The sequence below is a fragment of the Rhodospirillales bacterium genome, assembly GCA_023898805.1.
Lineage (GTDB): Bacteria > Pseudomonadota > Alphaproteobacteria > Micavibrionales > UBA1664 > UBA6145.
Map to the genome: position 1 here is coordinate 1,476,376 of CP060260.1, position 24,767 is coordinate 1,501,142.

General features: G+C 59.8%; 21 protein-coding genes and 1 tRNA gene. 16 read left to right on the forward strand and 6 right to left on the reverse strand.

What is annotated here, in order from left to right; all coding sequences use genetic code 11:
* Positions 1–48: 48 nt before the first annotated feature.
* The 3 genes from H6866_07265 (at position 49) to H6866_07275 (ending at position 4,606) form a co-directional block, all read left to right on the forward strand.
* Positions 49–3,000: a 2-oxoglutarate dehydrogenase E1 component gene (locus tag H6866_07265; GenBank protein USO07220.1), complete on the forward strand. Its 2,952-nt coding sequence runs from the start codon at positions 49–51 to the stop codon at positions 2,998–3,000.
* A gap of 83 nt (positions 3,001–3,083) precedes the next feature.
* Positions 3,084–3,986, forward strand: coding sequence for a 4-hydroxy-tetrahydrodipicolinate synthase (locus tag H6866_07270; GenBank protein USO07221.1), 903 nt, complete (start codon positions 3,084–3,086; stop codon positions 3,984–3,986).
* On the forward strand, positions 3,983–4,606 hold the full coding sequence (locus H6866_07275; GenBank protein USO07222.1) for a hypothetical protein: 624 nt from the start codon (positions 3,983–3,985) through the stop codon (positions 4,604–4,606). Before H6866_07270 ends, H6866_07275 begins: the two co-directional genes overlap by 4 nt.
* A gap of 2 nt (positions 4,607–4,608) precedes the next feature.
* Here the strand turns inward: H6866_07275 and H6866_07280 are convergent, their stop codons facing one another.
* Complete coding sequence (locus tag H6866_07280; protein ID USO07223.1) at positions 4,609–5,061, reverse strand: GNAT family N-acetyltransferase; 453 nt, start codon at positions 5,059–5,061, stop codon at positions 4,609–4,611.
* A 62-nt stretch (positions 5,062–5,123) separates the two neighbouring features.
* On the opposite strand from H6866_07280, the gene H6866_07285 reads away from it, so the two are divergent.
* The 4 genes from H6866_07285 (at position 5,124) to odhB (ending at position 9,008) form a co-directional block, all read left to right on the forward strand.
* Complete coding sequence (locus H6866_07285; GenBank protein USO07224.1) at positions 5,124–6,956, forward strand: ABC transporter ATP-binding protein; 1,833 nt, start codon at positions 5,124–5,126, stop codon at positions 6,954–6,956.
* A gap of 62 nt (positions 6,957–7,018) precedes the next feature.
* Complete coding sequence (locus tag H6866_07290; protein USO07225.1) at positions 7,019–7,324, forward strand: hypothetical protein; 306 nt, start codon at positions 7,019–7,021, stop codon at positions 7,322–7,324.
* Positions 7,325–7,422: 98 nt separating this feature from the next.
* Positions 7,423–7,695 carry a hypothetical protein gene (locus H6866_07295; protein ID USO07226.1) on the forward strand — a complete coding sequence of 91 codons (273 nt, stop codon included), beginning with the start codon at positions 7,423–7,425 and terminating at the stop codon, positions 7,693–7,695.
* Positions 7,696–7,787: 92 nt separating this feature from the next.
* Positions 7,788–9,008, forward strand: coding sequence for a 2-oxoglutarate dehydrogenase complex dihydrolipoyllysine-residue succinyltransferase (gene odhB / locus H6866_07300; protein USO07227.1), 1,221 nt, complete (start codon positions 7,788–7,790; stop codon positions 9,006–9,008).
* Between the two features lie 9 nt (positions 9,009–9,017).
* Here the strand turns inward: odhB and H6866_07305 are convergent, their stop codons facing one another.
* Complete coding sequence (locus H6866_07305) at positions 9,018–9,938, reverse strand: hypothetical protein (protein ID USO07228.1); 921 nt, start codon at positions 9,936–9,938, stop codon at positions 9,018–9,020.
* Positions 9,939–9,967: 29 nt separating this feature from the next.
* On the opposite strand from H6866_07305, the gene H6866_07310 reads away from it, so the two are divergent.
* Positions 9,968–10,174, forward strand: a complete 207-nt coding sequence (locus H6866_07310) for a hypothetical protein (protein USO08654.1) — start codon at positions 9,968–9,970, stop codon at positions 10,172–10,174.
* A 21-nt stretch (positions 10,175–10,195) separates the two neighbouring features.
* On the opposite strand, the gene H6866_07315 is transcribed toward H6866_07310, so the two are convergent.
* On the reverse strand, positions 10,196–11,188 hold the full coding sequence (locus tag H6866_07315) for a hypothetical protein (protein ID USO07229.1): 993 nt from the start codon (positions 11,186–11,188) through the stop codon (positions 10,196–10,198).
* Between the two features lie 222 nt (positions 11,189–11,410).
* On the opposite strand from H6866_07315, the gene gyrA reads away from it, so the two are divergent.
* Positions 11,411–14,167, forward strand: coding sequence for a DNA gyrase subunit A (gyrA, locus tag H6866_07320; GenBank protein ID USO07230.1), 2,757 nt, complete (start codon positions 11,411–11,413; stop codon positions 14,165–14,167).
* 192 nt (positions 14,168–14,359) lie between these two features.
* Positions 14,360–14,752 carry a hypothetical protein gene (locus tag H6866_07325; protein ID USO07231.1) on the forward strand — a complete coding sequence of 131 codons (393 nt, stop codon included), beginning with the start codon at positions 14,360–14,362 and terminating at the stop codon, positions 14,750–14,752.
* A gap of 69 nt (positions 14,753–14,821) precedes the next feature.
* Here the strand turns inward: H6866_07325 and H6866_07330 are convergent, their stop codons facing one another.
* Positions 14,822–15,622 carry an RNA methyltransferase gene (locus tag H6866_07330; GenBank protein USO07232.1) on the reverse strand — a complete coding sequence of 267 codons (801 nt, stop codon included), beginning with the start codon at positions 15,620–15,622 and terminating at the stop codon, positions 14,822–14,824.
* Between the two features lie 88 nt (positions 15,623–15,710).
* Positions 15,711–16,598, reverse strand: a complete 888-nt coding sequence (locus tag H6866_07335) for a class I SAM-dependent methyltransferase (GenBank protein ID USO07233.1) — start codon at positions 16,596–16,598, stop codon at positions 15,711–15,713.
* A gap of 64 nt (positions 16,599–16,662) precedes the next feature.
* Between H6866_07335 and H6866_07340 the strand changes: the two genes are divergently transcribed.
* From H6866_07340 to H6866_07355, 4 genes are all read left to right on the forward strand, one after another.
* Positions 16,663–17,634: a hypothetical protein gene (locus H6866_07340; protein USO07234.1), complete on the forward strand. Its 972-nt coding sequence runs from the start codon at positions 16,663–16,665 to the stop codon at positions 17,632–17,634.
* A gap of 40 nt (positions 17,635–17,674) precedes the next feature.
* Positions 17,675–18,175 (forward strand): pantetheine-phosphate adenylyltransferase, encoded by a 501-nt coding sequence (gene coaD / locus H6866_07345; GenBank protein ID USO07235.1) that lies wholly within the window; start codon positions 17,675–17,677, stop codon positions 18,173–18,175.
* A 33-nt stretch (positions 18,176–18,208) separates the two neighbouring features.
* A tRNA-Lys gene (locus H6866_07350) sits at positions 18,209–18,284 on the forward strand.
* 39 nt (positions 18,285–18,323) lie between these two features.
* The gene (locus H6866_07355) at positions 18,324–18,992 is read left to right on the forward strand and encodes a DUF502 domain-containing protein (protein ID USO07236.1); all 669 of its coding nucleotides are present in this window, start codon (positions 18,324–18,326) and stop codon (positions 18,990–18,992) included.
* On the opposite strand, the gene recG is transcribed toward H6866_07355, so the two are convergent.
* Positions 18,989–21,073, reverse strand: a complete 2,085-nt coding sequence (recG, locus tag H6866_07360) for an ATP-dependent DNA helicase RecG (protein USO07237.1) — start codon at positions 21,071–21,073, stop codon at positions 18,989–18,991. The two genes, H6866_07355 and recG, sit on opposite strands and share 4 nt — an antisense overlap.
* 37 nt (positions 21,074–21,110) lie before the next feature.
* Between recG and H6866_07365 the strand changes: the two genes are divergently transcribed.
* A complete protein-coding gene (locus H6866_07365) occupies positions 21,111–21,371 on the forward strand; it encodes a succinate dehydrogenase assembly factor 2 (GenBank protein USO07238.1) in 261 nt (86 codons plus the stop codon).
* Positions 21,368–24,757 carry a transcription-repair coupling factor gene (gene mfd / locus H6866_07370; GenBank protein USO07239.1) on the forward strand — a complete coding sequence of 1,130 codons (3,390 nt, stop codon included), beginning with the start codon at positions 21,368–21,370 and terminating at the stop codon, positions 24,755–24,757. Before H6866_07365 ends, mfd begins: the two co-directional genes overlap by 4 nt.
* The last annotated feature ends 10 nt before the right edge of the window (positions 24,758–24,767 follow it).

The following is a 24,767-nucleotide window of genomic DNA, read 5'->3' on the forward strand; positions in this document are numbered from 1 at the left end:
TGCTATGACATTCGCGGCTTATATTAAGGCATCCAAAGGAATCGGAACATGACCCCTTCAGCCAACACCAGATCCCTGCTTACCGGCGTTAACGCCGAATACATCGCCCATCTTTACGCGCAATATCTTCGCGATCCGGCCTCGGTGCAGGCGGGCTGGGCATCGTTCTTCCGCGATCTTTCGGATGACGAGGTCACGCTGCTGCGCGAACTGCACGGGCCAAGCTGGGCGATGCCCGAAAATCGAAGCGAAAACCGCGGCTTCACATCGACCACGCAGGGCAACGTCACTTATATTCAGTCCGCGCCTGCGCAACAGCCTGCCCGTTTCGACCCCATGCCAGCCGCCGCACCCGTGGTCGGTTTGGACCCGGCTTCAGGGCAAATGATCGCCGCCGCCCGCGACACGTTGCGCGCGATGATGCTGATCCGCGCCTACCGCATTCGTGGCCACTTCAAGGCCGATCTCGACCCGCTGGGCCTGCGCGAGGTGCCCTCGCATCCGGAACTGGAGCCCGCCTACTGGGGGTTTACCCCGGCCGACATGGAGCGCGTGATTTTTGTCGACGGAAATCTAGGGTTCCAGCAGGCGACCTTGCGTGAGATTCTTGCCAGATTGCACGAAATTTACTGCGGCACCGTCGGCGTTGAATACATGTATGTGGCCGATCCAGAGCAGCGTTTCTGGATTCAGGATCGCCTTGAAAAACCGGAAAACAAAATCGAGTTCGACGGCAGCGCGAAAAAGAAAATTCTGGGCGATCTGACCCTGGCCGAAGGGCTTGAAAAATTCCTGCAGACCAAATTCGTCGGCACCAAGCGTTTTGGGCTTGAAGGCGGCGAAAGCATGATCGCGGCGGTCGAAGAAATTCTAGACCGTGGCTCCACGCTTGGGTTGAGCGAGGTTGTGTTCGGCATGGCGCATCGCGGCCGCCTCAATATGCTGACCAACGTCCTGGGCAAGCCATTCGTGGCGCTTCTTTCAGAATTTCAGGGCACTCCGCCCACGCCCGGCGATTTTCAGGGTTCGGGCGACGTAAAATACCATCTGGGTGCGTCCAGCGACCGGCGCTTTTCGGGCGGCACGGTGCACGTGACGCTGACCCCCAATCCCTCGCACCTCGAAGCGGTCAATCCGGTTGTGGCGGGCCGTGTGCGCGCCAAGCAGGAAATGCACAACGACGCCGAACGTCACCGCGTGATGCCCCTGCTCATCCATGGCGATGCCGCTTTTGCCGGGCAAGGCATCGTGGCCGAAACGCTGATGATGTCGGAACTGCACGGATACAAGGTCGGCGGCACGGTGCATGTGGTGATCAATAACCAGATCGGCTTTACCACCATGCCGTCCTATTCACGCTCCGGCCCTTACTGCACTGATGTCGCGAAAATGCTTGCCGCGCCGATTTTTCACGTCAACGGCGACGATCCGGAGGCCGTGGTGCGTATGGCGCGCACGGCCATCGAATTCCGTCAACAGTTCAAGAAGGACGTGGTGCTGGACATTACCTGCTATCGCCGCCACGGCCATAATGAAAGCGACGAACCTGCCTTCACCCAGCCGCATATGTACAAGGTCATCGCCGAGCTTGATACCACGCGCACCAAATACGCGAAAAGACTTGCTGCCGAAAACGCGGTGACCGAGGCGGAATCGCAGGCCATGGTGGACGAATTCCGCGCCCGCCTGGAAAAGGATTTCGAATCCGCGAAAACCTACATGCCGAACCGCGCTGATACGCTTGAGGGCATCTGGACCGGCATCGAGCAGTCGCTGGATACGGCCGGAAGTGCGCGCCGGGCCAAGACCGCGATTTCCGCAGATGTGATGGAAATCCTGAAAAACGGGTTGACCACCGTGCCTTCGGATTTCGACATCCATCCGAAAATCGCCCGCCAGTTGGAAGCCAAGCGCAAAATGTTTGAAACCGGCGAAGGTTTCGACTGGGGTACGGCCGAGGCCTGCGCCTTTGGCTCGCTGCTGATTGAAGGGCACAGGGTCCGCATTTCCGGGCAGGATGTGGGGCGCGGTACGTTTTCGCACCGCCACTGCATTCTTTACGATCAGACGAGCGAGAAGAAATATCACCCGCTGCGCAACCTGTCTGCGGATCAGGGAAATTTCGAGGCGTTCGACAGTCCGCTTTCCGAAAACGCGGTGCTTGGTTTCGATTACGGTTATTCCCTTGCGGCGCCCGGCGCACTGGTGTGCTGGGAAGGGCAGTTTGGCGATTTCGTCAACGGTGCACAGGTAATGATCGACCAGTTCATCTCCTCAGCCGAAACCAAATGGCTGCGCATGTCCGGTCTTGTCATGCTGCTGCCGCACGGCATGGAAGGGCAGGGGCCGGAGCACTCATCAGCCCGCCCGGAACGCTTCCTGCAGCAAAGTGCCGAGGACAACTGGTCTGTGGTCAACATCACGACGCCGGCAAATTATTTTCATGCGCTGCGCCGCCAGTTGAATCGCAATTTCAGGAAGCCGCTGATCGTCATGTCGCCAAAATCGCTGCTGCGCCACAAGCGTGCGGTCAGCCGCATTGGCGATTTCCTTGGTGAAAGCATGTTCCACCGCGTCCTGTGGGACGAGGCCGAGGCGCAGGATCAGATCAACAAACCCCGGGACATTCGCCGCATCGTTCTGTGCAGCGGAAAGCTGTATTACGACCTGTACGAAGCGCGTGAGGCCAAGGGCATCAAGGATGTCGTGATTTTGCGTGTGGAACAACTTTACCCGTGGCCTGCTGATGCGCTGGCCGAGGAATTGAAGCGTTATCCCAACGCGGATGTCGTCTGGTGCCAGGAAGAGCCGGGCAATCAGGGCTACTGGTCCTTCGTCGATCGCCGCATTGAAAACGTGCTTACCACTATCAAGCACAAGGCTGGTCGACCGAAATACGTCGGCAGGCCGGATGCCGCGGCCCCGGCCACCGGTTCGGCCAAGCGCCACGCGAGCGAGCAGGCTGCTTTGATCGATGCGGCGCTCTCCACCGGCGCGTGATAACCATGATGTGATGCACGATCTGCATCGGTAATGAAAAACGGCGATTGGATTTTCCTTTCGCCGTTTTGCTTTAATCGGTCATGGCTTTTTCATGCACCGGCATCATTACGGCTTTGATCACCCCGTTTTGCGATGGAGTCATCGACGATGCGGCTTTACGCCGGTTGATCGAACGCCAGATCGCGGCGGGTGTGCACGGCCTGTGCGTCGGCGGCACGACGGGTGAGGCCGCGGCACTGGACGATACGCAGATGGATCGCATCTATCGTATCGCGCTTGAAACGGCCGCGGGCCGTGTCCCGGTCATTGCCGGCTGCGGGTCGAACGACACCGCGCACGCCGTGCGTCTGGCGCATCTGGCGCAGGTGGCGGGCGCCGATGCCGCGCTGGTGGTGACGCCCTATTACAACCGCCCGACGCAGGAAGGCGTTTTTCGTCATTACGCCGCCATCCACGATTCCTGCGCGCTGCCGTTGATTCTTTATAACGTTCCCGGCCGCACCGCGCTGAACATGGATATGGATACGCAAACACGGCTTGTGGCCCTGCCGCGCGTCGTGGGTATCAAGGACGCGGGCGGCGACATCGCGCGCATTGCGCGCACGCGCCTGTCCTGCGGCCCCTGTTTTCTTCAATACACGGGCGAGGACGCGTTCATGCTCCCTGCGTTGATTCAGGGTGCGCACGGCGTCATATCTGTGGTGTCCAACATTGCGCCGGAATTATGCGTGCGCCTGTTCGATGCCGTGCAAGCGAACGAAAATGCTACGGCGCGCCGCCTGTCCGAAGACCTGTTACCCTTGATCGACGCGCTGTTTTGCGAAACCTCGCCGGGACCGGCGAAATACGCGGGCGCCCGCATCAAAATTTGTCGCAATGAACTGCGCCTGCCGCTGGTGCCGGTTGCGTGGGAATCCGAACGCCGTATCGACGGCGCGCTGGCGGCGCTGGGGCTGGTTGAACCGGCGCGGGCCTGCGCATGAATACGGCAATCCACGTACTGGGGCATCAAGGCCGCATGGGAAGTCTGACCTGCGCCGAAATCGCCGCGCGAACGGATTGCGTGTATTCAGGCGACATGGAATCCGCCGACGTCGTGATTGATTTCACCCGCGCCGACGCGACGCCGGACCTGTTGGCGCGCGCGGTGCGTCTACATAAACCCTATGTCTGCTGCGTCACCGGGCTGGACCCGGCGCCGCTGCGCGCGACATCCGAAATCGTACCGGTGCTGCACGCGGTGAATACCAGCGTTTCGCTTGCCGTCTTCAAACGTGCCGTGGCGGACATCGCAGCCAGCCTGCGCCCCCATGGCTACACGGTCGCGATCCACGACGTGCATCACGCGGCCAAGCGCGACGCGCCATCTGGCACCGCGCTGGCGCTGGGGGCTGCCATTGGCGGGCCGGTGTCCTATACGTCCGAACGCATGGGCAAAGTGGTGGGCGAACATACCGTGACGTTCACGGGCGCGCACGAAACCATCGCCCTGCGCCATGCTGTCACCGACCGCCGCGTTTTCGCGCGTGGCGCGCTGGAAGCCGCAATCTGGCTGGCCAAACAGCCCGCCGGGTTTTACGGCATGGATGATGTTTTGTTCTGATCTTAATCACCCCAGTGCAGGACGTGCAGTTGGTAATCGACCAGGGCGAAACCCGCCTTGGCAAATGCCCGTGTGCTAAGCGCGTTTTTCGCATGGATGTGGCAATAGATTTGCACGCCGCCGTGTTCCGCCGCCCACGCGCGCAGCGCCGCGACGATATGTGACAGATATCCGCGCCCACGATGATCCGGCGTGAAATACAACCCACCCAGATAAAAACGCTTTTCCGCCCGCCAGTAATTAAACACGCTTTGCATGTGGCAGCATCCGAAATGCGTACCGGCCTCGTCCGTGAACAGGAACCAGTGCACGCCTTCGTCGAACGATGCCGTAATCGCCGCCATATTCACGGGCAGGGCGTCGCCCGTCGCGGCCTCGGTTTCCGCCGTCATCGCGCGCAGATAGGATTCAAGAACGGGCAAATCCGCCCGCCCGGCTTCTTGCAAGGCAACCATGCGGCATACTCGCATTAAAAAGCGGCGCATTGAAACGAAATCCGTGTATAGATACGCGTGCCATGAAATTTTTCGACTTTCCCGCCAGCATCGACAAGGACCCGCCGGACGGCATGACGTATCTGCCCGATCGGGTCTGGCCGTTTTTGTGGTTTTTCATGCGCCAGATCCGCGCCCGGTTTTTCACGATGGTGGCGCTGGGCGTCTGCGCGGGGATTCTGGGCAGTCTTGCGCCCTATTTCTTTGGCCGCATCGTCGGCGCCTTCATCGATTCAGACGACCGCGCGGCGATCTGGCGGCATCTGGCCACGCCGCTTGGTCTGTATGTCGGGCTGGTGCTGGTGCTTTCGCCCGCGCTTTACAACACGCAGGGGTGGCTGCAGTCAAAGACGCTGCCGTTTTACGCGGCCATGGTCCGCCGCCAGCTCGGCCTGTACCTGCACCAGCATTCCTACCGCTATTTTCAGGACGATTTCGCGGGCCGTTTGGCGGGCAAGGTGGTGGAAATGCCCTATTCCATGCGCCAGATTGTCAACGACATCACCAGCCCCTTCATCTTCGCTGGCGTGACCTTCCTGACCACGCTTTCACTGTTCGCGTGGATCGGACGCGACTTCGCGATTTATACGGTGCTGTATCTGGCCGCGTATCTGGTCAATCTGCGTTATTTCGTTCCACACATCCGCAAACTTTCCGAAAATTCGTCGCGCAAGCGCAGCGTAATGCGCGGGCGTTTCGTCGACATCATCACCAACATCCTGCTGGTCAAGGTCTTCGCCCGCCGCAATCACGAGGACGCCTATTTCCGCGAGGCGCTGCACGACAACGCCGCCGCCGCCTCGGTGGTCGAGGTCAAGGTCACGCACATGTTCCGCATCCAGCATGTGCTCAATTCCGGGTTCATGCTGGCTCTGTGTCTGGCCACCGTGCGCGGCTGGCAGTCCGGCACCCTTTCGGCGGCCGAAATTACGATGGTCCTGCCCATGGCGTTGAGCATGATTCAGGCCGCCTTCTGGCTGACCGAGGTCTATACCGGCTTTTTTGAACGTCTGGGCGAGATCGAGGAGGGGATGGAGGCGATCGTCCACGCCCACGAGGTCACCGACCGCCCGAACGCGCCCGCGCTGGTGGTGCGCGAACCCGCGATCACCTTTGACGACGTGACCTTTTCTTACCCCGCGCGTCCGATCTTCCGCAATTTCACCCTGCATATCCCGCCGCGTCAGCGCGTCGGCCTGGTCGGCCCTTCGGGGGCGGGAAAATCCAGCCTGATGCAGCTGCTCTTGCGCCTGCACGACGTGCAGTCGGGGCGCATCCTGATCGACGGACAGGACATCGCCCATGTCGCGCAGGACTCGTTGCGCGCGGCTATCGGCTTCATCCCGCAGATGGCCGACATGCTCCACCGTTCGGTGCGCGATAACCTGCGCTACGGCGATCTAGTGGCATCCGATGACGCGGTAATCGCCGCCGCCCGCGCGGCGCAGGCGCATGAATTCATCATGGATTTGCGCGATTCAAAGGGCGGCGCGGATTACAATGCCACGGTGGGCGAACGCGGTGTCAAACTCTCGGGCGGCCAGCGCCAGCGCATCGCCATCGCCCGCGCGATCCTGAAAAACGCCCCAATCCTTGTACTGGACGAGGCGACCTCCAGCCTCGATTCCGAATCCGAACGCCTGATTCAGGATGCCCTGAAGGATTTGATGCAAGGCCGCACCGTGCTGGCCATCGCGCACCGGCTTTCGACCATCGCGCACCTCGACCGGCTGGTGGTGATGCAGGATGGAAAAATCGTCGAGGACGGGGCACACGCGCGGCTACTGGCCGACGGTGGGCTCTATGCCCGTCTTTGGTCCTTGCAATCCGGGGGCTTTTTGGGCGAAGGCCATTGAAATTGGACTTTTTCGGAAAACCCGCATTATAACGGGCCCGAATAACAAAAAAGGAAAAAATCATGGTGATGCAACGCCCTTGGCCGCAGGCACACAAGGACAGACTGGCCGAACTGGCGGACGGCACGCGCGGGAGCGTGGAAATCGCGGACGTTCTGAATCGCGCGTTCAAAACCGCGTACACGCCGAAAGCGGTTATTGGCCGGGTGCATCGCGAGAATGAAGGGCGAAAAAAGCGGGAAAAGAGCTTCTTAAATTGCCAGCCCGGGGTACCAGAACGTCTTCTGATCGCACACTGGAAAAAGACCGCGCCTCCCTCCCTAAAGGTAGGGGTGGTCGCCACAATCAGCCCGGGGCTTTCGGCTTAAGGCCCGTCAGGCAGGCACCGTACCGCGCGCCGGAAAAGCCAGAACCTGCGCCCGAGCCGGCACTTTCGGAATATGATGCGCTTGAAAAACTCGACGCCATGTTCAACTTCAACCTTTCTGCCAACGCTGTGGAAGAAGAGGATCTTTCTCACGCCGTGGCCAGCATGGGGCCGAAGCCGCCGCGTTGTCAGGAAATTCTGGGTCGCAATAATAAATGTGATATTGCAACCAAACCGGGCGTGACGCGCTGTGCCTTTCATGCCGCCGTACATCTGTTTGCGGCGCTTGGATACGGCCATGACGACATCTATGACAGCACCCCGGTCGAGGCCGAAATACGCGCCCGGTTTGCCGCCCTGAAAGCGCCCTGAATCAGGGGAAAATTCCCTGCCGCCGCCACTTGACCGGGCGGGGATGACGTGCCAAATTCCTGCTGTCTAATCCGCAGCTTACAGGCCTTTCCATGACCAGCATCATCGTCCCGTCTTTGGGTGAATCCGTTTCCGAAGCCACGATCGCCAAATGGCTGAAGAAGGAAGGTGATCCCGTCAAGCAGGACGAGCCGCTGGTCGAACTTGAAACCGACAAGGTGACGGTGGAGGTCAACAGTCCCGCTTCCGGCACGCTGGCCGTGATCGGTGCCAAGGCGGGCGAAAGCGTGAAACCGGGCGCAGTGATCGGCGATGTTGCCGCCGGTGCCGCTGCGCCAAAGGCGCAAGAAAGCAAACCTGCGCCTGAATCCCCGCAACAATCAACCGAACGCCCCGAAGCGACACCCAAGGAACCGACACCTGGTCCTGCCGCGCGTAAAATGATGGCCGATAACAACGTGGCCGCGTCTGAAGTCGCGGGCACGGGCAGGGACGGACGTGTCACCAAGGGCGACGTGATCGCGCATCTTGAACAACCGGCTGCAAAACCGACACCGTCTGCACCGCCCGCTACGACAGCAGCAAAGTCAAATCCGCCCCGCGACCTTGGCGCGCGCGAGGAACGCGTGAAAATGACAAGGCTAAGGCAGACCATCGCCCGCCGCCTGAAGGAAGCGCAGAACACCGCCGCGATGCTCACCACCTTCAACGAAATCGACATGACCGCGATTTTGGCGATGCGCGAGGCGTACAAGGACAAATTTGAAAAACGCTACGGCGTGAAACTCGGCTTCATGGGGCTGTTCGTGCGCGCGGCTATCGCGGGCCTGCGCGAATTTCCGGCGGTGAATGCCGAAATCGACGGCGACGACATTATTTATAAAAACCACTATGACATCGGCGTCGCGGTTTCGACGCCGCAGGGTCTGGTCGTGCCGGTGGTGCGTGATGCCGACGCCAAGTCGCTGGCCGATATTGAAAAGGATATCGGCGCCTATGCCAAAAAGGCGCGCGACGGGCAACTCGCTCCCGCCGACATGATGGGCGGCACCTTTACCATCACCAATGGCGGCGTGTTCGGAAGCTTGATGTCCACGCCTATCCTCAACGCGCCGCAGGTCGGTATCCTGGGGATGCACAAAACCATGCAGCGCCCGGTGGTAATGCCCGACGGATCGATCGAGGCGCGCCCGATGATGTATGTCGCGCTGTCTTACGACCACCGCATCATCGACGGGCGCGAGGCGGTCAGTTTCCTCGTCCGCGTCAAGGAATGCCTCGAGGACCCGCAGCGTCTGGTGCTTGAAATCTGATACCGGACTCTAAACAAAACGATATGTCGATCGCTGCGTTAGTTCTGCATTCAGACCGGGTAACTGCGCGCGTTTGACGCGCTTCATGCGCGAATCGAAAGCGCCGTATGTATAATTGCGCAGCAGAAATGAATGGCGCAGCTCCAGATACGTGTTGATGCTCCTGCGCTGGTATGCCGATACCGGGCATGCGGTATCGACGATGTCCAGCACCCGGTCCACGATGTCGTCCGGCATGGCATCCAGCCGCCGCAACCCGTCCTCGAAAGCGCTGCGTAAAACGGGAATGCCCTCGCCAATTTCTACCGTCATCGAAGCATCTGCAACCTTTGCGTTGTAACGCATCCGGGCCATGTGCAGCATGCTTTCGGATATTCCCTCGGGCGGATGGTTGGGGTCGATGCTGGCGGCCCTGAACGCGTCGGCAAGGCTTGTACTATCAAAATCGAATTCACAAAAACGGGTTTTTGCCGCCGCATTGAGGCATAAATTGCGCGGATCGCGGTCGGTATCCTGTCCCAACCATAACAAAAAGGGCAAGGCGGATGATGTGTGGCGCAGATAGGCGTAAGAATCCGCATAATCAAGATTGCTGGAATAGACGATGCGCTCGAACGGGACGATGCTGACCATATGAGGCAATTCCCCGGCTTCAGGCACCCGGGCCACAAATGTTGGTGCGACAGGAACTCCGGCATATAGCGCGAGGCGCGAAACAAATAACTCCGCCTGCGCAGATGCGGGGCTTCGTAAATTTTCAATGCCCCACGCACCCGTTGTGGATTTGTGTAGGTCGAGATCGTGCGTGACCCCATAAACATGCTGCGCGCGATGCCATTCCCCCGGCAGGAATGCGGTTTTCAACGAGTCCATTGCCAGCGCATGCGCGGCGCGTGAAAAACTTGTCGAAATCGGGACGCTCATATCCATGCCATGGTGTTAGCATAGAGCGTAAATGTTTGTCATATTTCAATTTCAGGCGCGATCCGTGCGGTCACGAAAACTTCCCCGTCGTCCAGCTCGAAGACGAGATGAAGAAATCCTACCTCGATTACGCGATGAGCGTGATCGTATCCCGCGCGCTGCCCGATGCGCGGCGACGGGTTGAAGCCGGTCCATCGCCGCATCCTGTACGTGATCAATACAAGATATATGACACCCGTTGATGGTCGCCCTAAGGTAAGACTCTAAACAAAACGATATGTCGATCGCTGCCTTGGTTTTGCGTCCCGACTGGTTGACCGCGCGCTTCCGATCATCTGCGGATTGGAACCACCCAATTTATAATGGATCGCCAATTCTGCGTTCAGACCGGGTGACCGTGCGCTTTCGATCATCTGCGGCTCGAAAACTCCAAGTTCATAATGGAGCGCCAGAAGTGAGCGGCGCTCCTCCAGATACGTGTTGATGCTCCTGCGCTGGTATGCCGATACCGGGCACGCGGTATCGACGATGTCCAGCACCCGGTCGACGATATCGTCCGGCATGGCATCCAGCCGCCGCAACCCGTCCTCGAAAGCGCTGCGTAAAACGGGAATGCCATTTAAAATGGTCACATACACCGCAGCCCTTTTGACGTTTCTAAAGTAATGATTCTGGACTGCATCCAGCGTGCTTTGGGATATCCCCTCGGGTGGGTGGCTAGGGTCTATGCTGGAGGCCAAGAATGCGTCGGCAAGGCTTGTCTCGCCGAAATTGAATTCACAAAAACGGGTTTTTGCCGCCGCATTGAGGTATAAATTGTGCGGATCGCGTTTATTATACTGTCCCAACCATAACAAAAAGGGCAAAGCAAATGATTCGTGGCGCAGATAGGCGCGATTATAGTCATAATCAAGATCACCGGAATAGACGATGCGCTCGAACGGGACGATGCTGACCATATGAGGCAATTCCCCGGCTTCAGGCACCCGGGCCACAAATGTTGGTGCGACAGGAACCCCGGCATATAGAGCGAGGCGTGAAACAAATAACTCCGCCTGCGCAGATGCGGGGCTTCGTAAATTTTCAATGCCCCACGCACCCGTTGTGGATTTGTGTAGGTCGAGATCGTGCGTGACCCCATAAACATGCTGCGTGCGATGCCATTCCCCCGGCAGGAATGCGGTTTTCAACGAGTCCATTGCCAGCGCATGCGCGGCGTGTGAAAAGCTTGTCGAAAGCGGGGTATCCATATCCATGCCACGGTATTAGCACAAGATATAGGCATTTGCCATATTTAAATTGCGCATGCTGTCCGGCCGGTCGTGAAAACAGGCCCGCACGCTACACGAAGCAGAAAAACAGAAAACACATTAAAATCAGCATGTTAAAAACGAAAATTCAGTATAAAAATTCTTGGTTTTCCGCAGCGTTTGGGCTAGGTTTGACGCGATGATTTCAGCCATAAAACGGACCCTGCCATGAGCGCAAAAAACACCCCGGCGCAAACCCCGCCTTCGGGCGAAAACTTCCCCGTCGTCCAGCTCGAAGACGAGATGAAGAAATCCTATCTCGATTACGCGATGAGCGTGATTGTATCCCGCGCGCTGCCCGATGCGCGGGACGGGTTGAAGCCGGTCCATCGCCGCATCCTGTACGCGATGAAGGACGGTGGTTACGATTCCACCAAATCCTACAAAAAATCCGCTCGCATCGTCGGGGACGTGATGGGGAAATACCACCCGCACGGCGATTCCGCGATTTACGACGCCATGGTGCGCATGGCGCAGGATTTTTCGATGCGCCTGCCGGTCATCGACGGTCAGGGCAACTTCGGCTCGATGGACGGCGACCCCGCCGCCGCCATGCGTTACACCGAGGCGCGACTGGCCAAGGCTGGCGAGGCGATCCTCGAAGACTACGACAAGGACACGGTCGATTTCCGTCCCAACTATGACGAATCGATTCAGGAACCCTCGGTCCTGCCTTCGCGCATCCCCAATTTGCTGGTCAACGGCGCGGGCGGCATCGCGGTCGGCATGGCCACCAACATTCCGCCGCACAATTTGGTCGAGGTCGTGGACGGCTGCATCGCCTATGTCGATAACAACGACATCACGATCGAGGAATTGATGGCCGTTATTCCGGGGCCGGATTTCCCGACCGGCGGCCAGATTCTGGGCCGCGCCGGTATCCGTTCTGCCTATACCACCGGCAACGGCAGTGTGCTGATGCGCGCCAAAACGACGATCGAGGAAATCCGCAAGGATCGCGAGGCGATCATCGTCCACGAAGTCCCGTATCAGGTGAACAAATCCAAACTGCTTGAACGCATCGGCGAACTGGTGCGCGACAAGCAGGTGGAAGGGATCGCCGATCTGCGCGATGAATCCGACCGCGACGGCGTGCGTGTGGTGATCGAACTCAAACGCGACGCGCAGGGCGACGTGGTTTTGAACCAGCTGTTCAAATTCACGCCGCTGCAAACCAGCTTTCCGTGCAACATGCTGGCGCTCAACCACGGGCGGCCCCAGACCTTCAACCTCAAACAGTTTATCGAGGCCTTCGTCAAATTCCGCGAGGAAGTGATCACCCGCCGCACCATCTTTGAACTGGGCAAGGCGCGCGAACGCGCGCACATCTTGGCGGGTCTTGCGGTTGCTGTCGCCAATATCGACGACGTGATCGCGTTGATCCGCAACGCGCCCGACCCGCAACAGGCGCGCGAACAGTTGATGGCCCGCGATTGGCCCGCGCGCGACGTCGCGCCGCTGATCGCGTTGATCGACGATCCCGAATATCCGGTCAGCGAAAACGGCACCTACAAAATGTCGGAAACACAGGCCCGCGCCATTCTCGACCTGCGCCTGCACCGCCTGACGGGGCTTGAGCGCGACAAGATCGGCGACGAACTCAAGGACGTCACCGATGCGATCCGCGAATATCTGGAAATCCTCGCCAGCCGTGAAAAACTGCTCACCCTGCTTAAGAACGAGCTGGTCGCGGTCAAAACCCAGTTCGGCACTCCGCGCCGGACCGAGCTTGTCGAAAACTACGACGAGGCCGATATCGAGGACCTGATCGCGCGCGAGGACATGGTGGTGACCGTTTCCAACGCGGGTTACGCCAAACGCGTGCCGCTCAACACCTACCGCGCGCAAAAACGCGGCGGCAAGGGGCGTATCGGCGCGACCACGAAAGAGGACGATTTCGTCACCGACCTGTTCGTCGCATCGACCCACACGCCGATTCTGTTCTTCACCTCGCGTGGGATCGTCCACAAGATGAAGGTCTGGCAGTTGCCGCTGGGCAACGCGCAATCGCGCGGCAAGGCGCTGGTCAACATGATGCCGCTTGAGGCCGGGGAAAACGTCTCGGTCTACCTGCGTCTGCCGGAAAACGTGGAATTGTGGGAACAGCTCGACCTGCTGTTCGCCACCTCGCACGGCACCGTACGCCGGAACAAGCTTTCGGATTTCGGCAATATCCGCGCCAACGGCCTGATCGCGATGAAGCTGGAGGAAGGCGAGAAACTGGTTTCGGTCAAGATCTGCCGCGCCGACGAAGACGTGCTTCTGGCCACGCGCGACGGCAAGGCGATCCGCTTCCCCGTCGATGACATCCGCGTTTTCGCGGGCCGCACCTCGACCGGCGTGCGCGGCATCAAACTTGCCGCGAAGGACGAGGTCATGTCGATGTCCATCCTCAAACACGTCGACGCCAGCCCGGACGAACGCACGGCCTATATCAAGGCCGCCAACGCCCAAAGGGGGGCCGAGGACGGCGACACCGACGAGGAGGCGACGTCGAACGCCGCGATTTCCGAAGACAAATTCAGGGAAATGCAGGCGGCCGAGCAGTTCCTTCTGTGCGTGACCGACAAAGGCTACGGCAAGCGTACCTCGGCCTATGATTACCGCGTGACGGGCCGCGGGGGCTCCGGCATCACCAACATGAACCTGACCGCCAAGAACGGTAAAATGGTCGCGACCTTCCCGGTCACCGACGATCACCAGATCATGCTAGTGACGGACGAAGGCCAGATGATAAGGACGCCGGTCACCGACATCCGCTTTACCGGCCGCGCGACACAGGGCGTGCGCGTCTTCAACGTCGAAGGCAAGTCCAAGGTCGTTTCGGTGGCCTGGCTGATGCAGGACGAGGATGAGGGCGACGAAGCCGCGCCGGAAGGCACGGACGCGGAAGCCGAAAACATCGAATCCCAGAACGACGAATAAAAAACAAACCCCGCTTCGGCGGGGTTTGTTATCATCTGTTCACGCTAACGTCATTCCGGCGAAGGCCGGAATCCACCGTGAAGAAAGCGGGAGAGGCGCTATATCGCGTTCGGCTTTGCCTGTAGTGGGGGTGCCTCATATCTCGCCGCGATTAATAGACATAATACAGAGAAGCGTTTATAATCCCAGGGTATGGGAAAGCAGCAAACACCGCTTTGGCGCGTATTCATACGAATGTCCAAAGGCGACCCAAGGCTTCTGTGCGACTTGAAAAAAATAGCCGCCACCGCCCAATCCATTGACCCAGACTGCCCCTTGGGTCCCAACGGCGTGCTGGAAAGTATTGATGGCTACAATCTTCCGATATCGGACCTAAAAAGAATGTTCAGACTTTGTGGGCACGATCCGCTGCTTATCAACGCGATTGATTACGCTATCTACTCAAAGAAGCTGAATGTCACTGATCTAAAAAAGGCTGTCAAAAACGGCTTCAGAAATTTTAATACGCGCAAAGTACTGGCAGATGTAAAAGCGGCACACCGTAGGTTCGGAAAATACTACACGCCGCGCACGACAAAAATTTAATCCAGAACGAGGTTTTACCACTAAGCACACTAAGAAATCGGTGTCTTGGCGCTCTTGGTGGTTAAATCCTTAACCCTCAAGTATCTTGTACAGCATCACACCTGTAGCAATAGCTAAATTCAGGCTATCCGCGCGGCCTTTCATCGGCAGTTTGGCAAGAACGGGCAGTGCTGCGGAAAGTTCGGGTGAAAGACCCGCCTGTTCGTTGCCCATCACCAGCAACACGGGCGGCTTGTAATCAGCTTTGCGGTAATCGACGGTGCGATCCGATAAATGCGTGCCGACGACCGTACCTTTCCACCCGCGCGCGAACGCCATGAATTCGTCGCGCGTGGCAATTGCGACGGGCACGGCGAACAGGCTGCCCATGGAGGCGCGCACGGCCTCGACCGAAAACGGATCGCAGCACTGGTCGATCAAAATCACGCCGTCTGCGCCTACGCCGTCCACGGTACGCAGAATGGTGCCGAGATTGCCGGGGTCGCGCACCTGTTCCAGTGCGACAACGCATGTTTTTGCGGGCATGCCCGCAAGCGCGCTCAGCCTCTGTTTAAAAACCCCGATGACCTGCTGCGGGTTGTCCTTGTGCGAAAGTTTTTCGAGGACGGCGTCGTTGACCTCAAGGCAAAGCCCGCCATTCCCAGCGCACACGCGGGTCGCGCGCACGACTTCGTTCTTGCTCGCGACCTTGGTGTGAAAGACGAGCCGTTGCAAATCCCATCCGTTCTCGATGCCTTCCAGAACGTGGCGCAGCCCCTCGGCCACGAACAGGCCCGTCTCTTTGCGGTCCTTGCGCCGCTCCAGCGCGCGGATTGCCTTGATTTCCTCGTTTGCCGGGCTTGTAATGGCGCGGGTGTTTACAAAATTCATTTTTTTACCACTAAGCGCGTTAAGAACACTAAGAAAACAAAAGCACATCCTCTTTGTGTGCTTAGTGTTCTTGGTGGTTCAATTTTTTTCATGCCGCCCACCGCGCGAACAGGGACGTGGGCAAGGGCCGCGCGCCGCCTTCGTCGCCCAGCCACAACTCGCCGTGGTCTATGCCGCCGCGCTTTGGCGCCACGTCGCGCAGCATGTGGCCAAGCGCGACGGATGACAGGCGCAGCGCATAGGCGGTCAAAATCATGAACGACGCGTCGGGCGATAACAACGCCGCGCAATCGCGCAACAGCGGCGCAATGTCGCTTTCAAACCGCCATACCTCGCCATCCGCCCCGCGTCCGTATTTTGGGGGGTCGAGAAGAATGCCGTCATATGTGTTGCCGCGCCGGATTTCGCGCGCGACGAATTTGCGTGCATCCTCGCAGATCCAGCGGATCGGCGCATCGCCCAGCTTCGATGCGTCCTGGTTGTCCTTGGCCCACTGGATCGCCTTTTTGCTGGCGTCGACATGCGTGACCTGCGCACCTGACGCGGCGGCGATCAGCGATGCCGCGCCGGTATAGGCAAACAGGTTGAGGATTTTTAAAGGCCGCCCGGCGATGACGTTTTTCATCCACGCCCAGTGCGGACGCTGTTCGGGGAACAATCCCATATGCCGGAACGCCATGAACCGTGCGCGGCAGGTCGCGCCCTCGACCGGCACGTCCCAGATTTCAGGTGGATTTTTGACCTGAAAATCCCAATTGCCGCCTTCGTCGTCCTCGCGCTCCGACGCGTTTTTGAATACGGCCTGCGCCTGCCCCCAGCGCGCTGCGGGCAAAGTGGGCGACCACAGCGCCTGCGGTTCCGGCCGATCCACGATAACCGTGCCATAACGCTCAAGCTTGCGTCCGTGCCCGCTATCCAGCAGGGCATAGCTCGCCCATCCGTCCTCGCGCAAAATCGTGGGGTTTTGGCCTGTCATCCCGCCCTTTTATCAAATCCGGCCAAAACTTGAAGCGATTTTGTAAATTATGGTAAGCCGTGACATGACCAAAAACGCCAAAGACAAATCCACCCCCTCGCTTAAACGCATATTTTCGTCTGAAACAGGTAAAGACGTCACGGCTTTTATACTCGGCGCCACCATCATTGCGTTGGGGTATAACGTGTTTAAAGTCGTACTCAGATCGTCCGGCGGGGCAAAGATCTCCGCACCTGTCGAAGACGTAGAGTCGGCATCCATCAATATCAGCCCGGATGTTCTTGCGCGCTATGCCGGCATGCCGGTGGTGTTGTTCCGCGCGGGCGAGCTGGGCTATGGCGGGCCGCTGAAGCCGCAATTCAATATTCTTTCCGGTCCTGGTGCGTTGGAGTACACCGATATCGAAGAACCGTTACGCCGTCTGGACCAGTTGGCGCGGAAATATCCCGGCTATTCATGGGTCGTGCAAAACGGCGCGGGCGAAAAAATCTGCCTGATCGATGCGATATGGGTCGAAAGCGACGCGGCAAAAGTTCTCGAGCGCGTGACGGCGGCCAGTATCTGCGCCGACGTTTCCGGGCGCATGATGTCCTCAGCCGGCTATCCGATCTGGCCGCGCGCGTTTTTCAAGGCGCTGGATGCCGCGCGCAACGATTTCAGGCAGGATGACGCGGCGATCGAGGCGTATATGTTCAACCCCGGACAGCCATATCTTGAAACCTATTATCTCGATATCGCGGGCCGCCCCCGCGATGCGTATTGCCCCGCCGTCTATAAGGAGCTTAGCCGCCGCTCCGACGTGGTCATCCAAAAGGGGCTGGATTTCATCGCAAACAGGGACAAGGCCGGGCTTCAGGCCTATATCACGGCGCGGATGGATGAACGCGGCTATGAGGCGCTTTATCTTTACGCGGGTAAAAAGGCATTCCCCGGCGCATTGAATTATGACGTAGGCGGCTCGGACAGGATCTGGCGCGATTTTATCCGTCCTGCCGAAAATCTGCCGCCCTGCCCACAGATGCGGCCGGGACGCTGACGGTTGATCGCGCGGCCGGGAAGTGCTTAAAAGGATCCCCATGGCCGACCCGATGCGCATAGGAATTTATCCCGGTACCTTCGACCCCATCACCAAGGGGCACCTGCATATTATCAAGCGTTGCGCCCGGCTGGTCGATCATCTGATCGTGGCGGTGGCGACCAACCCCAATAAAAAGCCGATGTTTTCGCTGGCCGACCGGCTGGCGATGGTGGCCGGGGATATTGCCGAACTGCCTGAAAAGCGGGGTGAAATCACGGTCGAAACCTTCGACAGCCTGCTGGTCGAATTCGCCAAAAACCGGGGCGCTGGGGTGATTTTCCGGGGTTTGCGGGCGGTGTCGGATTTTGAATACGAATTCCAGATGACGGGCATGAACGCGCGCCTCGCGCCGGAGATCGAGACGGTCTTCCTGATGGCTTCCGACAAGTGGCAGTTCGTTTCCTCATCCTTCCTCAAGGAAATCGCCCGGCTGGGCGGGGACGTATCCCCCTTCGTCACGGCGGGGGTACAGGAAAAAATCCTTGAAGCCGTCCGCTAAAGCGGTTAAACAAAAGCACTTTTTGCAAGTGACGACCGCTTAGCTCAGTCGGTAGAGCAACTGACTTTTAATCAGTAGGTCCCGGGTTCAAGTCCCGGAGCGGTCACCAGTTTTTGCACACCCTGTTTTTTTCAAGGTGACGGCGGGCATGGAAACACCGATTCAGCAATCGCACCGGCCCTCCATCCTGACGCGGCTGCGCGCATGGTTGATCGCGGGCCTGCTGGTCACCGTTCCTCTTTACCTGACTTTCGTCATCACCGTCAGTTTTGTCACCTTCGTCGACAGGAAGGTCGCGGGGCTGATTCCACCGCCATACAATCCCAATACCTATCTGCCGTTCTGGATTCCCGGCTCTGGCCTGATCATCGTTCTGGTTTTCCTGATCGTCGTCGGCATGGTGGCGCGCAATTATCTGGGCGGGAAACTCGTCCATCTCTGGGAACGCATCCTCGACCGGATGCCCATCGTGCGTTCGATCTACGGTGCCAGCAAACAGATCATGGAAACCGTGTTCGCCGACAAGTCGCGCGCCTTTCGCGACGTCGTGATGTTTGAATATCCGCGCAAGGGCATGTGGGTCATGGGTTTCGTGACCGGCGAAACGCAGGGCGAGGTGCAGGGCAAAACGGCCACGACCGTGGTCAACGTCTTCCTGCCGACCACGCCCAACCCGACATCGGGATTTTTGCTGTTCATCCCCAAGGAAGACCTGATCTATCTGGACATGGCGGTCGAGGACGGCATCAAGATGATCGTCTCCGGCGGCATCGTAGCGCCGGGCCAGAAAAAACGCCCGGAAAACAAAAAAAATTAGCCCGAACGCAGGGTCTGGATCGCGGCATCCTGTGCGAACAGGTATAAAAGCACCTTCAGCGCCTCGCCCCGCCGCGTGGTCAGAGCCGGGTCCTTTTCGGCCAGCAATTTGGCCTCGGTATACGCGATCTCCATCAAATCGCCGTGCGCTTCCGGGTCCGCCAGATGAAAGGCGGGCAGGCCCGATTGACGGGTGCCCAGAACCTCACCCGCCCCGCGCAGGGCCAGATCCTTTTCCGCGATTACGAACCCGTCCTCGGTTTCGCGTATCACGCGCAGGCGTTCCTTGGCCATTTCCGAAAGCGGCGCGCCGAACATCAAGATGCACGCGGCCTCGTCCTGCCCGCGCCCGACGCGGCCGCGCAGCTGATGCAATTGCGCAAGGCCGAAACGCTCGGCATGTTCGATCACCATGACACTGGCTTCGGGCACGTCGACCCCGACCTCGATCACCGTGGTCGCGACCAGAATATCGATATCGCCTTGCGCGAATTGCTGCATCACGCGGTCTTTGTCGGCGGGCTTCATCTGCCCGTGCAACAACCCCGCCCGCGCGCCGAAATGCGCTTGCAAATCGGTATGTCGTTCGGTTGCGGCGGCAAGGTCCAGATCCTCGTTTTCGGCGACCAGCGGGCACACCCAGTAAGCGCGCGCGCCGTTTGCGATCTTGCGCTTCAGCCCCGCCACCACCTCATCGATGCGTTCGCCTGAAATCAAACGGGTTTCGACCGGCTTGCGCCCCGGCGGTTTTTCATTCAACCGGCTGATGTCCATATCGCCGTAAAGGCTTAAGGTCAAAGTGCGCGGAATCGGCGTCGCGGTCATCACCAGAATATCGGGCACAAACCCCTTGGACGATAATTCAAGCCGCTGATGCACGCCAAACCGATGCTGTTCGTCGATCACGGCAAGACCAAGATCGTGGAATTCCACCGCCTCCTGAAACAGTGCATGGGTGCCGATGACGATCTGTGCTGCGCCGGACTTGATCTTTTCAAGCAATACTTGCCGCGTCTTTGCCTTGTCGCGTCCGGTCAAAACGGCGATGGAAATGCCCAGCGCGTCGGCCAGCGGAGCCAGCGTGCGGGCATGCTGACGCGCCAGAAGCTCGGTCGGCGCCATCATTGCCGCCTGCGCGCCCGTGGCCACGGCGTTGAGCATCGCCGCGAAGGCCACGACCGTCTTGCCGGACCCGACATCGCCCTGCACCAGCCGCAGCATCCGCAAGGGCGCCTGCATGTCGGCATCGATTTCCGCGATTGCGAAACGCTGCGCGCCCGTAAGCTGGAAGGGCAGGGATTTGAAGAACCGGGTGCGCAGCGCGGAATCATGCGCGAAGATACGGCCCTTTTGCCTGCGGTTTCGCGCCCGCACCAATTGCATCGCCAGCGCCCGTGCCAGCAATTCGTCATAGGCCAGCCGCGCGCGCACGGGTGTTTCAGGGTCCAGATCGGCGGCGGATTCGGGGTGATGTAGCGCGTGCATGGCATGCGTCCAGGCCGGCCAGCCGCGTTGCGCCATCAAGGGTGCGTCGTTCCATTCCGGCAGGTCGGGCAAGGTCTTGAGCGCGGCCTCGATCGCGCGGGCGATCTGTTTCGGCCCCAGCCCCTGCGTCATCGGATAAACCGGTTCGACCCGTGCGATGCTCTCCAATTCCTCTGGCTTGCCCGCATGGTCCGGATGCGCCATCTGCAAGCGGTTGTTATACGGCTCGACCCGGCCCGATATGACGACATGCGCGCCCACGGGATAGGTTTTTTCAAGCCAGTCGCCATGCGCGTTGAAATAGACAAGGTCCAGGGTCGCGCTTCCGTCCGTAACCACGACCCGCGCGGGCGTGCCGCGCCGCCGTGCTGGTTGGTGCGCCTGCACCGTGACGATGGCGGTGACGACTTGTCCTGCCTTTGCGTCTTTCAGCTTGGGCGAATGCCGACGGTCGATCAGCTCTATGGGGGCGTGCCATAAAAGGTCGATAATGCGTTCGCCGCCCAAAAGCTTCTCAAAAGCCTTGGCATGCTTCGGCCCCACGCCCGCAAGCGCGCGGACGGACCGGAACACAGGGTCTAGGACAAGCGGTCGCATGTTGATTTGACTATAAAGCCGGTTTATCAAGAGCGCCATGGACTTGGCCGACCGCCGCAAAAAACTGATCTTTCGCGCATGGCACCGGGGCACGCGGGAAATGGACCTGCTGCTTGGCGCCTTCGCCGACCGCTATGTGCCGGAATTCGACGAGGTTGCGCTTGACGAATTTGAGCGCCTGATGACCTGTCAGGACCCCGACCTTTACGATTGGAAATGCGGGCGCGGAAAACCGTCCCCGGCGGATGACAGCGATGTGCTGCGCCTGTTTATCGCGCATACGCCAAATTTCACATGAAAACGCTGTACGGCACGCCGGAAGGTCAGGACGCGTTCGCCCTGCGCGAACGCGCGATCGAGGCGCAGCGCAAGGGCGCGCTGGCCGTACACGTCGCGCTGGACGACTCGCGTATCGCCGCGCTTACGGATTTATTGGCCTATTTCGCGCCGGATATCGACGTGCTGGCCTTTCCCGCATGGGATTGCCTGCCTTATGACCGTGTTTCGCCGGGTGCCGACATTGTTGGCCGCCGGGTGCGCACGCTCGCCAAACTGTCCGCGCGCAAAAATTCCGATATCCGTCGCGCCTGCGTGGTGCTGACGTCCGTCAACGCGGTCGTTCAGCGCGTAATCCCCGAAGCCGCGCTTGCCGCGCAGGCGATAACGGTGCGTGCGGGCGAAAAACTTTCGCAAGACGGTCTGATCGCCATGCTGGCGGCGCAGGGGTTCGTGCGCACCGACGTGGTGCGCGAGGGCGGTGAATTCGCGGTACGCGGCGGCATCGTCGATGTTTTTGCGCCGGGTGCGGAAAACCCGATGCGCATCGACTTTTTCGGCGACGAGGTCGAAAGCCTGAAATTTTTTGACGCCGCGACCCAGCGTTCGCTGGCCGTTGCGGACGCGCTCGAACTCGGCACGGTGGCGGAGGTATTGCTGACGCCCGAATCCATCGACAGGTTTCGTGGCGCCTATCGCGCGGCTTTCGGCGTCGGCGCCGCCGATCCGCTATACGAGGCGGTCGGCGAAGGTCGCCGCTATGCCGGCATGGAACACTGGTTGCCGCTGTTCTACGACCGGCTTGAAACCCTGTTCGACTACACGCCCGGCGCATGGCTGAGTTTCGACCATCAGGTGCCCGAGGCGCGCGCCGAACGTATGGCGCAGGTGGCCGATTTGTATCAAGCGCGCCAAAGCCTGCTGCGCACGGTCAAGGATTCTGGCACGCATTATCATCCGGTGCCGGTCGAAACCCTGTTTTTAAGTGATGCGGAATGGGCCGCGCGCATACCCGAAAACGCGGTCGCCTTTTCGCCGTTTCCGGCGCCGGACGGCGAATCCGGCGCGCGGCGCGGGCGCGATTTCGTCGATATCCGCAGCCAGCCGGGCGCGAATCTGTTCGCCGCCGTGGCCGATCATATCGCGCAGCTTCAGCGCGAACGCAAAAAAGTACTGATCGCCTGTTATTCCGAAGGGTCGAAGGAACGCATCGCCACGCTGCTCGCACAGGCCGGGGCCAGGGCGGAACTGATCGTCCTGCCGCTTGAACACGGCTTTGCCAACGACCGGCTGGCATTGATAAGCGAACAGGATATTTTGGGTGACCGTCTGGCCCGCGCGGGCCGTGGCCGGCGCAAGGCCGACGCGTTTTTGCGCGAGGTATCGTCCCTTTCCCCCGGCGATCTGGTGGTCCATGTCGATCACGGCATCGGCCGGTTCGAAGGGCTGGAGACGGTCCGGGCGCTGGGTACGCTGCATGATTGCCTGAAACTGGTCTATGACGGTGGCGACCGCCTGTTCCTGCCCGTCGAGAACATCGAAATGCTTTCGCGTTTCGGCGCGGACGAAGGCGTGGTTCAGCTCGATCGTCTGGGCGGTGCGGGGTGGCAGGCGCGCAAGGCGCGGGTCAAGCGCGATCTGCTGGCGATGGCGGGCAAGCTTCTTGAAATCGCCGCCGCCCGCGCGACACGCAAGGCCGCGCCATTCAACGCCGCCGAAACGCCGTACGAGGAATTCGCCGCGCGTTTCCCCTATCACGAAACCGAGGATCAGGAACGCGCCATCGCCGAAACGCTGAAGGACCTGACGCTCGGCCGCCCGATGGACCGGCTGGTTTGCGGCGATGTCGGCTTCGGTAAGACCGAAATCGCCCTGCGCGCGGCTTTCGTGGCCGCTCTGGGCGGGGCGCAGGTTGCGGTGGTGGTGCCAACGACCCTGCTGGCCCGCCAGCACACGGAAAACTTCACCCGCCGTTTCGCCGGTTTTCCGGTGCGTATCGCGCAGCTTTCCCGCTTCGTTTCCGCTGCCGAGGCAAAACGGACCAAGGACGGTCTGGCCGACGGTACGATCGGCATCGTGATCGGCACACATGCGCTGCTCGCTTCGTCCGTGCGGTTTCACAACCTCGGCCTCGTCATCGTCGACGAAGAACAGCATTTCGGCGTCAAGCAAAAGGAAAAGCTCAAGGATTTGCGCCGCGACGTGCATGTCCTGACGCTCAGCGCCACGCCCATCCCGCGCACGCTGCAAATGGCGTTGTCCGGCGTACGCGATCTTTCATTGATCGCCACGCCGCCGGTCGACCGGCTGGCGGTGCGCACGTCGGTCATGCCCTATGATCCGCTGATCGTGCGCGAGGCGATTTTGCGCGAACATTATCGCGGCGGCCAAACCTTCTTCGTCGTTCCGCGCATCAAGGACATCGAGGAGATGGAGGAACAACTCCGCGCCCTGGTGCCGGAGGTCAAGATCGTCACCGCCCACGGCCAGATGCCGCCGGGCGAGCTTGAGGCGCGCATGACCGCGTTTTATGAACGCGAGTACGAGGTGTTGATGGCGACCAACATCATCGAATCCGGTCTGGACGTTCCCACCGCGAATACGCTGATCGTGCACCATGCCGATTTGTTCGGCCTGGCGCAGCTTCACCAGATCCGCGGGCGGGTTGGACGCTCGAAACTGCGCGCCTTCGCCTATCTGACATGGGATGCGAAGAAACCTCTGCCGCCCACGGCGATCAAGCGGCTGGAAGTCATCGGCATGCTGGATTCCCTCGGCTCCGGATTCCAGCTCGCCAGCCATGATCTTGACATTCGCGGGTCGGGCAATCTTCTGGGCGAACAGCAATCCGGCCATATCCGCGAGGTCGGGGTCGAGCTGTACCAGCAGATGCTGGAGGAGGCGGTGGCCGCCGCGCGCGCGGGCGTCAGTCTCGACGACGGCCCGCCCATCGACCTTGGCTGGTCGCCGGCGATCAATCTGGGCATTTCCGTGCTGATTCCGGAATCTTATGTTCACGATCTCAACGTGCGCATGAGCCTGTATCGTCGCCTTGCGACATTGGCGGAAACGGACGAGGTCGAGGCCTTTGCCGCCGAATTGATCGACCGTTTCGGCCCTCTGCCGCCTGAAGCCGAAAACCTGCTGCAACTGACGACGATCAAGGCGCTGTGCCGCAAGGCCGGCATTGAATCGCTGGAAGCAGGGCCGAAGGGCGTGGTTGTCGGTTTCCGCAAATCCGTGCCGCCCAATCCCGATGGCGTGATCGCGCTGATCGCGCAAAAGGCGGGCACGATGCGCCTGCAACCAGACCAGCGCCTGTTCTATACCCGCGCCTATAATGCACCGGCCCAGCGTTTGACCGGCGCCCGCGCGATTGCCGAGGAATTGGCCGCGCTTGCGGCCTAAACTATAGAAA

Coding starts and splice junctions, on each gene's coding strand:
- H6866_07325 (USO07231.1), top strand. CDS start 14,360: ATGGGAAAGCAGCAAACACCGCTTTGGCGCGTATTCATACGAATGTCC.
- H6866_07335 (USO07233.1), bottom strand. CDS start 16,598: ATGACAGGCCAAAACCCCACGATTTTGCGCGAGGACGGATGGGCGAGC.
- odhB (USO07227.1), top strand. CDS start 7,788: ATGACCAGCATCATCGTCCCGTCTTTGGGTGAATCCGTTTCCGAAGCC.
- H6866_07315 (USO07229.1), bottom strand. CDS start 11,188: ATGGATATGGATACCCCGCTTTCGACAAGCTTTTCACACGCCGCGCAT.
- H6866_07285 (USO07224.1), top strand. CDS start 5,124: ATGAAATTTTTCGACTTTCCCGCCAGCATCGACAAGGACCCGCCGGAC.
- H6866_07280 (USO07223.1), bottom strand. CDS start 5,061: ATGGTTGCCTTGCAAGAAGCCGGGCGGGCGGATTTGCCCGTTCTTGAA.
- H6866_07340 (USO07234.1), top strand. CDS start 16,663: ATGACCAAAAACGCCAAAGACAAATCCACCCCCTCGCTTAAACGCATA.
- coaD (USO07235.1), top strand. CDS start 17,675: ATGGCCGACCCGATGCGCATAGGAATTTATCCCGGTACCTTCGACCCC.
- mfd (USO07239.1), top strand. CDS start 21,368: ATGAAAACGCTGTACGGCACGCCGGAAGGTCAGGACGCGTTCGCCCTG.
- H6866_07330 (USO07232.1), bottom strand. CDS start 15,622: ATGAATTTTGTAAACACCCGCGCCATTACAAGCCCGGCAAACGAGGAA.
- recG (USO07237.1), bottom strand. CDS start 21,073: ATGCGACCGCTTGTCCTAGACCCTGTGTTCCGGTCCGTCCGCGCGCTT.
- gyrA (USO07230.1), top strand. CDS start 11,411: ATGAGCGCAAAAAACACCCCGGCGCAAACCCCGCCTTCGGGCGAAAAC.
- H6866_07275 (USO07222.1), top strand. CDS start 3,983: ATGAATACGGCAATCCACGTACTGGGGCATCAAGGCCGCATGGGAAGT.
- H6866_07295 (USO07226.1), top strand. CDS start 7,423: ATGTTCAACTTCAACCTTTCTGCCAACGCTGTGGAAGAAGAGGATCTT.
- H6866_07305 (USO07228.1), bottom strand. CDS start 9,938: ATGGATATGAGCGTCCCGATTTCGACAAGTTTTTCACGCGCCGCGCAT.
- H6866_07270 (USO07221.1), top strand. CDS start 3,084: ATGGCTTTTTCATGCACCGGCATCATTACGGCTTTGATCACCCCGTTT.
- H6866_07265 (USO07220.1), top strand. CDS start 49: ATGACCCCTTCAGCCAACACCAGATCCCTGCTTACCGGCGTTAACGCC.
- H6866_07355 (USO07236.1), top strand. CDS start 18,324: ATGGAAACACCGATTCAGCAATCGCACCGGCCCTCCATCCTGACGCGG.
- H6866_07365 (USO07238.1), top strand. CDS start 21,111: ATGGACTTGGCCGACCGCCGCAAAAAACTGATCTTTCGCGCATGGCAC.
- H6866_07290 (USO07225.1), top strand. CDS start 7,019: ATGGTGATGCAACGCCCTTGGCCGCAGGCACACAAGGACAGACTGGCC.